Origin of the sequence: Collimonas fungivorans (assembly GCF_028292705.1) — a bacterium.
GTDB lineage: Bacteria > Pseudomonadota > Gammaproteobacteria > Burkholderiales > Burkholderiaceae_D > Collimonas > Collimonas fungivorans_B.
Genome location: NZ_JAQGLV010000156.1, coordinates 18,077 through 28,789, shown reverse-complemented (window position 1 = coordinate 28,789; position 10,713 = coordinate 18,077). Strand labels below are relative to the sequence as shown.

Here is a 10,713-nt window from a genome sequence, read left to right as displayed (position 1 = left end):
ACATCGGCGCCGCCGCTGTTCTGCGAACGGGTGGCGATCTTGTCGATCTCGTCCAGGAACACGATGCCGTTCTGTTCAACGTTGCTGATGGCTTTCTGCTTCAGTTCGTCTTCGTTGACCAGCTTGGCGGCTTCTTCTTCGATCAGGACCTTCATCGCATCCTTGATCTTGATCTTGCGGTTCTTCTTGCGGTTGCTGCCGATGCCGGAAAACATGGACTTGATCTGCTCGGTCATTTCTTCCATGCCGGGCGGCGCCATGATTTCCATTTGCGAGGCTGCTTCCGACAATTCGATCTCGATTTCCTTATCGTCGAGCGCGCCTTCGCGCAGGCGTTTGCGGAACGTCTGGCGAGTGTTGTTGCCCTTGTCGCCGGCGGTTTCGCCGTCGCCTGAGCTCTGTTCAGGATGGAAGCCGAAATCGCGCGCCGGCGGCACCAGGATGTCGATCACCCGGTCTTCGGCGGCGTCTTCCGCGCGTGTGCGGACCTTGCGCATTTCGGCTTCGCGGGTTTGCTTGATGCCGATGTCGATCAGGTCGCGGATGATGGTGTCGACGTCGCGCCCGACGTAGCCGACTTCGGTAAACTTGGTGGCTTCGATCTTGATGAAAGGCGCATCGGCCAGCTTGGCCAGGCGTCGCGCGATCTCAGTCTTGCCGACACCGGTAGGCCCGATCATCAGGATATTCTTGGGCGTGATTTCGTGGCGCAGCGGTTCGGCGACCTGCTGCCGGCGCCAGCGGTTACGCAGGGCGATCGCCACTGCGCGCTTGGCGCGATCCTGGCCGACTACATGTTTATCCAGTTCTGAAACGATTTCTTGCGGAGTCATGTTCATGGTGTTGGGTCTTAATCGAGAGTTTCGATGATGTGCGACTGGTTGGTGTAGATGCAGAGTTCGCCGGCGATCACCAGCGATTTCTTGACGATATCGGCCGGCGACAGCTCGGTGTTTTCCTGCAGCGCCTTGGCGGCCGACTGGGCGAAAGTGCCGCCTGAGCCGATCGCGCCGATGCCATCGGTGGGCTCCAGCACATCGCCGTTGCCGGTGATCACCAGCGTGGTTTCGCGGTCGGCGGTCAGCAGCATTGCTTCCAGCCGGCGCAGCATGCGGTCGGTGCGCCATTCCTTGGCCAGGTCGACCGAGGCCCGCATCAGGTTGCCCTGGTGCTTTTCCAGTTTTGCTTCGAACAGGTCGAGCAAGGTGAACGCATCGGCGGTGCCGCCGGCGAAACCGACCAGTACCTTGCCTTGATATAACTTGCGGACTTTGCGGGCGGTGCCCTTCATGACGACGTTGCCGAGTGTGACCTGGCCATCCCCGCCCAGCGCAACGCTGTTGCCGCGCCGTACCGAGAGGATGGTGGTGCCGTGAAATTGTTCCATTTTGCTAGCCTCAGAAAATGCGGCCGGGGTAGCCTGGCCGCGCATGCAGGGCGCAAGGCGCCGGGACTGCATGTGATTCGCTATCGAATGACAAATCGATACTGTCCCAAAAAAATGGGGACGGCCGGTCTGATTACAAGCGCTGAATTACGTGGATTTAGCGTTGTTTTTATGACTGCAGAGGGTGGAGTTTGTTAAAAACTTAATTTTTGCGTGGCACTACGCGCACGATTTCCTGTATGCCGACGACCTTGAACAGGGCGGTCACCAGGTGGTTGACGCTGTGGAACTCGATCGCATTGCCGTTGCTGGTGAGTAATGACAGCCCGTTGAGCAGTTCGCCGGCTGCGCTGAAGTCGACCCTGACCAAGCGCGAGCAATCGATGATCGCAGGACTGTGGGCGATGGCGTGGGTCTGGATCTTGGTCAGCAGCTCTTCGGTCCGGCCTTCGATCAGCACCGGCATGAGCAGGCTGTTGTTGCCGTTGAGGCTTACGCTCTGGGCATTGTCCTCGGCCGCCGTGATGATCTTGGAGTGGGGGGCGACGAACGGCGGCGGCGAGACTTCAAACGTGATCGAATAATCTATGCTGGCGTCTTCGTAGGCCTGTTCCAGGTTGAGCAGGTGCAGGATCTCCAGCAGCAGCAGCCATGGCGCAGCGGTTTCGTCGCGCCGTCCGACCAGCAGGATCTCGCGGATCTTGTCGGCCAGTTCATCGGCGCCGACCAGGATCAGGTCCAGTCCGGATTTTTGCAGTTTTTTCAACATGCGCAGCAGCAGGCCGCAGCCGATCGGATCGACCGAGCTGACCCGGGTAAACTCCAGGCGCACGGCCGGATGGGTAGCGCTCAGTTTTTGCGCGCGTTCCAGCTGCTTGCCGATGTTGGCGTCGAGTTTGCCGGAGAAGGCCACGGCCGGCGGCGCGCCCGCCTTTTCCTGGGTTTTTGCCTGCGGATCGAGGGTCATGATATCGATCCAGGTCGGCGGCGAAGTTTCAAACTTGTTGGCGAAATCGACCGACAGATTGTCGAATTCCTGCTGCTTGCCGGTGATCTGGTACAGGTCCAGCAGCATCCACCAGACGATGTGGGTGGATGAACCGAGATTGTTTTCCGCAATCGCGCTTAGCAGGAGCGCTTCGGCGATGTCGCTCTGGTCGCTGGCGAACAGTACTGCCGCCTCTTCAATCACTTCGGGGGTATCGGACACCGACACTTCGATGCTGCCGCTGCGCGACTGGTCGTCCAGGTATTCGGTGGTCCTGCTCATCACCGGCAGCGTCAGCTGGGTGGTGTTGCCGTGGGTAAGCGTGACCGGCGCCACGCTGTCCGGGCCGGCCGGCTTGGGGGAGGGTGGCAGATGGACGAACTCGGACGACATTTCCGATTCGATCGCATCGATCTTCATGGTCGTGGTGCTGCGTGCCGAACCATCGCGCAGCGTGGTCGAGTTGCTCAGTCGCTCATGGCTTTCGCCAAACAGAACCGGCGCTTGATTGTCTGCTGCGGCTGGTACCTTGTCATCCCCCGGCGGTGCGCCGTTTGGACGATTATTTTTGCCGAAGAGCGAGAAAATCCCCACGTGTTAATCCCGAAAGTAAGTTGCTATCAAAGCTGCGATTTTATATGTATCGGAGTGGTGCTTGTCTGTTCGGCACCGGCTCCGCGGATTGCGTTTTTATCATCGCATTTGCCATGGTGCCTGCTATGTTCATGGCTACATTTTTGTTTTGAGACTGTTCCCGCTTTTGCCCATTGTTACCCAAAAAAAGCACGATCAATCGATACCTCCAAAGGTAACACAAAGCAACTCAGGAAGTATGTCTGGACCCCCTAAGTTGTGACATAAATATGTTGCGATTTTTGCATATTCGACGTCAAGAATGGTCATCTTGTCTACAGCTTCCGCTGCCAACCGGGGGCGCGCGGCAAGTTGCGGCCTGGAGGCTTCGCTTGCTTTGCGATCCCGGTTTTTCCGGATTAGAACTTGGTGCGTACGCCAAGGATGAAACTGCGTCCAGGCTGCGGCGCGACATCTTTTAGCACCGAGGTCGCCAGGCGAATATCCTGGTTCAACAGGTTTTTGGCCAAGGCGAACCAGGTCAGCTGCAGCGAACCGACTTGCTGGGTATAAGAAAGATTGGCATCGATCTTGGTGTAGCCCGGCGTCTCGCTGTTTTCAAAGGTCGCCAGCCGGTCCTGCTGCTGCGCGCGCAGGATGGTGAGGCTGCTGCGCCATGCGCCCTGGACATAACCGAGATCGACGCCGAAGCGACTGGCCGGCTGCAGCGGCAGGTTGCCCATGTTGTCCAGCCTGCCGCGCGAGGTATCGGCAAAGCCGCGCACCGAAAAACCTTCGCCGCGCAGGTTATAGCTGATTTCCGCCTCTGCGCCGCGGATGGTGGCGTCCGCCTGTGACCAGAAACGTTCGGTAAACTCGCCGTCCGGATCAGGCGCGCCGCTCTCGTCAACGGTGCCGGCGTTGCGGCCAAACACGTAATTGCTGACGTGATTCTGGAACAGGTTGGCTTTCCAGCGGATCAGCCCGCTGGTTTTTTGCAAGGTCAGTTCGATATTGCGCGAGGTTTCTTTTTTCAAGGTAGGGTCGCCGATATCGAAAGTGGCAGTCGATTCGTGCGGGCCGTTGGAATACAGTTCTTCGGCAGCTGGTGCGCGCTGCGCGATCGACACCGTCGGGCCGAAGCCGTATCCGGGCATGAAGCTCCACAAGGCGCCGACCGAATAGGACGCCAGGTTGAATTTGCGGTCGGCGAAACCTGAGTCGGCATCGGGGCGGCGCTTGACCGATTCAAGGCGCAGGCCGGCGCTGGCCAGCACCGGGCCGAAGTTGCGTTCCTCTACCAGGAAGGCGGCGATCGAAGTCGATTTGGTGCGCGGCACGGTGTCCGGCAAGCCGCTTTCGGCGGCCAGGGCCGAGAAGCGCGTGTCTTCGGTTTGCATGCCGAAAGTGCCATGCCAGCCGGCCAGCGGCTTGTGCGCGAGCTCCCATCGGCTTTCGGTCGACTTGTTGGAGAAGATCGTATTCGGCGTGCCGTTTTCCTGTTTTTCGGTATGGGTGTAGTCGGTATGGCCCAGCTTGAACGTCAGTTTTTCGAATCCGGCCAGCGGGTCGTCGATCTGGCCGGCGATGTCGTAGCGGGTCTGGTGCAGGTCGATGAAGGATTTTTCCGCGGTAGGGATGCCGTAGTGGTCATCCAGGGTCGCCACCGAGGCGCCGATGTAACCCCAGGACGCGATGTAGGAGGCGCCGGCGCCAACCCCTGTTTCATGGGTAAACGAATTCGGCAGCCGGCCTGATGCCGAATCGGTGTCATTGCGGGTGGCGTGTTCTGGGATCTTGTAGTTGCCGGTGTCGCGCCAGTTGCCGTCCAGGTGCATGCCTATCGGTCCGGCAGAGCCGTCCAGCATCAGGGATGTGCTGCGGCCGTTGTCGCCGCTGCTGTAGCGGGCCTCGGCTTCGCCGCTGATGCCCTTTTGCAGTTCGGTAGGGATGCGGTCGTTGACGACGTTGACCAGGCCGCCGATCGCGCCGGAACCATACAATAATGCGGCCGGGCCGCGCAGGATTTCAATCTGGCGCGCAATCGCGGCTTCGGTGGCTACCGCGTGGTCGTTGGACAGGCTGGAGACATCGGCCACCGACATGCCGTTTTGCAGGATCTTGACGCGCGGCCCTTCCATGCCGCGGATGATGGGGCGGGAAGCGCCGGCGCCGAAACCGGAGGCCGACACGCCGAGTTCCTGCGACAGGGTGTCGCCCAGCGAGGCGCCGGTCTTGTTGCGTAGTTCTTCGCCGAACAATACCTTGGCCGGGGCCAGGATCTGGGTGTCGACGTTGGCGTTGAGCGGGCTGGCGCTGACTACGATGGGCGGCAAGGTCTTGGCCGCTTCGGCGGTGTCGGCCTGGGCCGATGCGGCAGACGATAGAACGGCCAGCGCGGACAGGACCGCACTGGATAACAGCGTACGTTGGACAGGCATGATGATTCCTAGACAGGTAATGGCCGCCGCTTTCCGCAGCGAGGCGGAATGCGCGCAGGAGCGCGATTAGTCACGCATGGTTCGCATGGTTGATATGATCCGGGCGACGGCGATAAATGATTCGATGCAATGGGTTGACGCTTCGCATAAGCGAAGCGGTTGACTGCGTTCTGTCAGGAGCGGGGTGGTGCGCGGGATGAGAAATGGCAGGTGAACGGGGCATCCCAGGAAGCGAATGCCTGCCACAAGGCCAGCAGGTGCTTGCCGGGCAACGGTGGCAGATTCAGGGGCACCGAGTAGATCGTTGCGGCCAGGGTGGCGTCGTCGAATGCTGCGCAAGAGTGATGCGCTTTGCCGCCGCCTTCGATCACGCGTTCAATCACCGACGTGATGTGCGTCAGGCTGGTCGCCTGCTTGTTTTCCCAGGCGGCATGGACGATGCTATGCGTCAGTCCCAGCCATTGCGAGAACAGGATCGCGCATATCAGCACAAGCGCCAGCATCGGCGCCGGGGCGGCGTGCTGGAGTCGTCTCGAACTGAGGGCTTGGGCTGACATCAAGGAATCTGGATAAGCGGAACACAACAACGGGAACGACGCAGGAACGACGCTAGCGGCCGGACTGCGGGGAAACCAGGCCGCTGTTCCGGCAGGTGTTTCTCCACAGCCTGGCCGCTCAGGGAATCAATCGCCGTAAAGCTTTTGTTTCAGTTCGCGACGTTGTTGCGCTTCCAGCGACAGGGTTGCAGTCGGACGCGCCAGCAAACGAGGAATGCCGATCGGTTCGCCGGTTTCTTCGCACCAGCCGTATTCGCCGGCGTCGATCGATGCGATCGATTGCTGCACCTTCTTCAGCAGTTTGCGTTCACGGTCACGGGTACGCAATTCCAGCGCATGTTCTTCTTCGATGGTGGCGCGGTCTGCAGGATCAGGTACGAGGACGGTTTCGCGCAGATGTTCCGTGGTTTCTCCGGCGTTCTTGAGCAGGTCGATTTCTAACTGCTGCAAACGCGCCTTGAAGAAAGCCAGTTGCGCTTCATTCATGTAGTCCTTTTCGCCCATCTTGAGGATTTGCTCTTCGGTCAACAGAATGGAATCAGATGTTGGTTTGGTTGTTTTAGTAGCCACTTCGCTTGCTTTCGATACGACGTTTTTTTCAATTTTATCCGTTAATCCGGCACTTGCGGGCTTGTCGCTGGTGCTGCTAGCGCCGGATCTGGCCGTTGGGGAACTCAGTTTCGTTGTTACAGAACTACTGGCCTGGGTATTGCGCGCTGCCTTGTCTGCCGCCGCTACGGAGGAAGACTTGGCAATCGCCGTTTTCTTGGCTAGGGATTTTACAACAGGTTTGGGATCGGGTTTGGCGACTTTGGACACGGCCTTGCTTGCGGTAGCAATTGGGGTCTCGGTCTTCCGCGGCGCCTTGGCGGAAAGTTTTGCTGATTTTTCAGCTACTTTTGCGGTGCTTTTAGCAACGCCTGTCACGGCGTTCTTGACTGCGTTTTTAACTGTACTGCTGGCGGGAGCGGCAGCCTGCCGGGCTTTCGGCGTCGATTTGCCTAGCGAGGCCGGTGCCTTCTTGGCAACGGTCTTTTTAACGGTCAGGTTCATGGTCCTCTCCCTTAATCAGCGGCCAAACAATGGTGTGATTGGCCCGCTATCCAGTGATTTCCCAGCGCAAAACTGCCATAGTTTATACCAAACATTGCTCCAAACCGCGAATAAAGATGTCTTTCGGCAGATTCTTGCCAATGAAGACCATTTTGCTGCCGCGTGTCTCATTTGCGTCCCATTTGCCGCCGACGTCGCTGCCCATGATCTGGTGCACTCCCTGGAATACTACCTTGCGGTCGGCGCCATCCATCAACAATACGCCTTTGTAGCGCAACATGCGCGGTCCGTAGACCTGCACCAGGCCGCCCAGGAATTCATCCAGGCGGGCGGTATCGAAAGGTCTTTCACTTTTGAAAACAAAAGCGGCGATTTCATCATCGTGATGTGCATGGTGATGGTCGTGGTGGCCATGTCCTTCGTGCTGGTGGGAGGGGTGGTCGCAATCGTCGCCGCTGTGTTCGTGGGCATGTTCTTCCTCTGTTGCCAAAAAGTCAGGATCGATTTCCAGTTTGGCGTTGAGGTTGAAACCGCGGATATCCAGGATTTCTTCTATCGGCGTGTGCTGCGGATCAAGGGTGATGATCGGCGCGCGCGGGTTGATGCGCTTGAGGCGGCTGGTCAGGGCGCTTACCTCTTCCGCCGTCACCAGGTCGGTTTTGGAGAGCAGCAGCTTGTCGGCGAAACCGACCTGGCGTTGCGCTTCTTCCTGCTGGTCGAGCTGCATCATCGCGTGTTTTGCATCCACCACGGTGACGATTGCATCGAGCATGAAGTGCATCGCCACTTCGTCGTCGACAAAGAAGGTTTGCGCTACCGGCCCCGGATTGGCCATGCCGGTGGTTTCGATGATCACCCGGTCGAAGTTCAGCTCGCCGGCGGTGCGGCGGCGCGCCAGCGTGGTCAGGGCGACGATCAGGTCGCCGCGCACCGTACAGCAGATGCAGCCGTTGTTCATTTCGACGATTTGTTCGGTGCTGTCCTGGACCAGGATTTCATTGTCGATATTTTCCTGGCCGAACTCATTTTCAATCACGGCGATTTTGTGGCCATGCTGCTGTTGCAGGATGCGGTTGAGCAAAGTGGTTTTGCCGGCGCCGAGAAAGCCGGTCAGGATAGTGGTGGGTATAAGTGCCATGACGGGATCCGGAAAAGTAAAAAACGATATAGGGTTGAGGAAGTGCGCGGGGGAGTTCGGATCAGCGAGAAGCGCTGTGACAAGTTTAATGCGCGCAGTCTGCGCACCAGCCCTTGATGGTCAGTTCGATCTCGTGGCCCTGGAAACCCTTGCCCAGCGTGTCTTGCAAGGCTTGCTGCAACTGCTTGCGCAGTTTGGCCGGCGTGGTGCTGCTGCCGGCATGGCTGTCGCCTAGCGCCAGTATGCTGTCGAGGAAACCGGCGTCGCCGCTGCCATCCAGGCAGAACACCTTGGCGCAGCGGGTGCACTTGAAATGGCCGTGCTGGTGCTGGGTTTGATGTGTAGCGTGGCCGGCATGGCTTGATTCGCTGTGTTCGGTGCCGGCGCTATAGCGGAATACGCGGTCGTCGCCGGCAATCTTGTGCGCCAGGCCGGCGTCTGTCAGGCAATCGAGAGCGCGGTACAAGGTCACCCGGTCCATCTCGGTAAACTGGTCTTGCATGTCTTGATGGGAAAAAGCGCAACGCGCTTCCAGCAGGGCGGCCAGCACCTTGATGCGGGCAGGGGTAATGCGCAGCGCGACCTCGCGCAGCTGCGCCTCGGCCAATGCCGCCGTATGTAGACGGGAGCTGTCGGCGGCCATGGTCGCGACAGATTTGGATTTTGGGCCTGGGTTCATAATGCAATATGGGTAGCTAAGGCTTCAATTATGCCTGAAATGCAATTCAGTTGCATATTTGAGTTTCAAATCGGCGTTTCAAGCGCTTGCTGCATGCGAGTTGCTTGTGCGTTGCTTGTGCGTTATTTATCGGTGATTTTTTTTGCCCGCGGATGGGCGGCGTCATACACCTGCGCCAGGCGCTGGAAATCAAGCGAGGTGTAGACCTGGGTGGCGGCAATCGACGCATGCCCCAGCAGCTCTTGCACGGCCCGCAAATCGCCCGAACCCTGCAGCATGTGCGAGGCGAAGGAATGGCGCAGCACGTGGGGATGCACATTGCTGGCGATGCCGAGCGACTGCGCATGATGTTTCAGGCGCAACTGGACCACGCGCGGCGAGACGCGGGTGCCGCGCTCGGTCAGGAACAAGGCTGCCGCATGTTCGCCCTGGTCGCTTTTGAGCAGCGCCGCGCGTTGCGGCAGCCAGGCTGCAATCGCTTGTATCGCTGGTTTTCCCACCGGCACGCTGCGTTTCTTGCCGCCTTTGCCGGTGACCGTCACTTCGGCGGCGTCGAGGTCGATCCAGCCGGCCGATTCATGGTCTGCCTGGCGGCTGTAGCGCAGGTCCAGCCCGGCCAGTTCCGAAACCCGCAGGCCGCTGGAATACAGCAATTCAAACATCGCCTGGTTGCACAGCGCCATGCTGGAGCCGGCATCGGCCAGCGGATTGCTGCTGGCAACCAGGTGTATCGCGTCATCCGCTGCCATCGCTTTCGGCAGCGGTTTGGCGCGTTTGGGCGCTTTGACGCCTTCGACTGGATTGCTGGCGAGCGTGGTCTGCTCCGCCAGCCATTCGAAAAAACCGCGCCAGGCCGACAGCTTGCGTGCGATCGAGCTGGGATTCAAACCGCGCGAATGCAATTGCGCGGCAAATTTGCGGATGTGGAAATGGGTCACGGCGGCGAACTGCCAGTTATCGCCTAATGCTTGCGTCAGGCTTGCCAGTTCTTTCAGGTCGCGGCCATAGTTGCTGATGGTATGCGTTGACAGCTGGCGCTGGCCCGCCAGGCTGTCCAGATAGCCGCTGAGGTAAGCCTGGTTGGCGTCGGCGCTCACGATCCTGGGTTATTCGAGCAGGCAGGCCAGCGCCGCGCTTGCGGTCTCGCCAATCTGCACCAGGAAATCGGTGGCCATGTCGGCGCTGAAGCGTTGCGGATCGGGCGAGCCCAGCACCAGCAGGCCGAAGGTGGCCGAGGCGGCGGCGCTGCTGCTGCGTAGAGGCAGCATGGCGACCGACTGGATCTCCTGTTCAAGCCAGGCGGCTGCTTCGAAATCATTGTTGCTGCCGCAAAACGGCAGGCTCAAGCCATTGGCGAAAATCTTGGCGTCCTCGGACGCTTCTGCGGCAAACCATGTATGCGAATAATCCTCGGCCACGCCCCACAGGCGCAAGGTGGCCTGCGGCACGCCAAAACTGGTGCGCAGGCCGTCGACCAGCGTGTGCGGCAAGTCAACGTCATTGCGCGCCAGCAGCAGGCTGCGGGTCCAGGCGTACAGCTTGTGCGAGCTTGTATCGTTTTCCTGGGCGTTGCGCATCATGTCGGCCAGGCGCAGGTCCTGCACCTTGATTTTTTCGCGCAGCACTTCCATTTGCCGCTCTTGCAGCGAAACGGCCCGGCCGAGCAAAGGGCTGCTGAGGCGGATCTTGGCCAGCAGTTCGGCATGCTCTTCGAAAAAATGGGGAGAGTCGATCAGATATTGGGCGACAGTATCGGGATCCAGTTGGAGGCTCATGTGCGTATCGGTGATGAAAACGGTGATGAAAAAAGAGAATGATCAAGGGTACACCGCTATGCCGGTGCATGACAACCTGAGGCGCCTGCCGCGCAGATAATAAAAAAGGCCCACATGGCAAG

General features: G+C 59.3%; 10 protein-coding genes. All 10 read right to left on the bottom strand.

Features of this window, described 5'->3' with window-relative positions:
- A partial coding sequence (gene hslU / locus JWQ61_RS08230; RefSeq protein WP_304360097.1) for an HslU--HslV peptidase ATPase subunit occupies positions 1-839 on the bottom strand: 839 nt, incomplete at its 3' end.
- Between the two features lie 11 nt (positions 840-850).
- Positions 851-1,387, bottom strand: a complete 537-nt coding sequence (gene hslV / locus JWQ61_RS08225; protein ID WP_041743744.1) for an ATP-dependent protease subunit HslV — start codon at positions 1,385-1,387, stop codon at positions 851-853.
- 202 nt (positions 1,388-1,589) lie between these two features.
- Entirely contained in the window at positions 1,590-2,969 is a 1,380-nt protein-coding gene (locus JWQ61_RS08220) for a hypothetical protein (RefSeq protein WP_304360096.1), read from the bottom strand.
- Positions 2,970-3,367: 398 nt separating this feature from the next.
- Positions 3,368-5,389: a TonB-dependent receptor gene (locus tag JWQ61_RS08215; RefSeq protein ID WP_304360095.1), complete on the bottom strand. Its 2,022-nt coding sequence runs from the start codon at positions 5,387-5,389 to the stop codon at positions 3,368-3,370.
- A gap of 173 nt (positions 5,390-5,562) precedes the next feature.
- The gene (locus JWQ61_RS08210) at positions 5,563-5,946 is read right to left on the bottom strand and encodes a hypothetical protein (RefSeq protein WP_304360094.1); all 384 of its coding nucleotides are present in this window, start codon (positions 5,944-5,946) and stop codon (positions 5,563-5,565) included.
- A gap of 126 nt (positions 5,947-6,072) precedes the next feature.
- Positions 6,073-6,477, bottom strand: a complete 405-nt coding sequence (dksA, locus tag JWQ61_RS22105; protein WP_041743743.1) for an RNA polymerase-binding protein DksA — start codon at positions 6,475-6,477, stop codon at positions 6,073-6,075.
- Positions 6,478-7,081: 604 nt separating this feature from the next.
- The gene (locus JWQ61_RS08200) at positions 7,082-8,137 is read right to left on the bottom strand and encodes a GTP-binding protein (protein ID WP_304360092.1); all 1,056 of its coding nucleotides are present in this window, start codon (positions 8,135-8,137) and stop codon (positions 7,082-7,084) included.
- An 85-nt stretch (positions 8,138-8,222) separates the two neighbouring features.
- Positions 8,223-8,780 carry a Fur family transcriptional regulator gene (locus JWQ61_RS08195; RefSeq protein WP_304360091.1) on the bottom strand — a complete coding sequence of 186 codons (558 nt, stop codon included), beginning with the start codon at positions 8,778-8,780 and terminating at the stop codon, positions 8,223-8,225.
- Between the two features lie 158 nt (positions 8,781-8,938).
- Complete coding sequence (xerC, locus tag JWQ61_RS08190; RefSeq protein ID WP_304360090.1) at positions 8,939-9,913, bottom strand: tyrosine recombinase XerC; 975 nt, start codon at positions 9,911-9,913, stop codon at positions 8,939-8,941.
- 9 nt (positions 9,914-9,922) lie between these two features.
- Entirely contained in the window at positions 9,923-10,591 is a 669-nt protein-coding gene (locus JWQ61_RS08185; protein ID WP_304360089.1) for a DUF484 family protein, read from the bottom strand.
- Between the last annotated feature and the right edge of the window lie 122 nt (positions 10,592-10,713).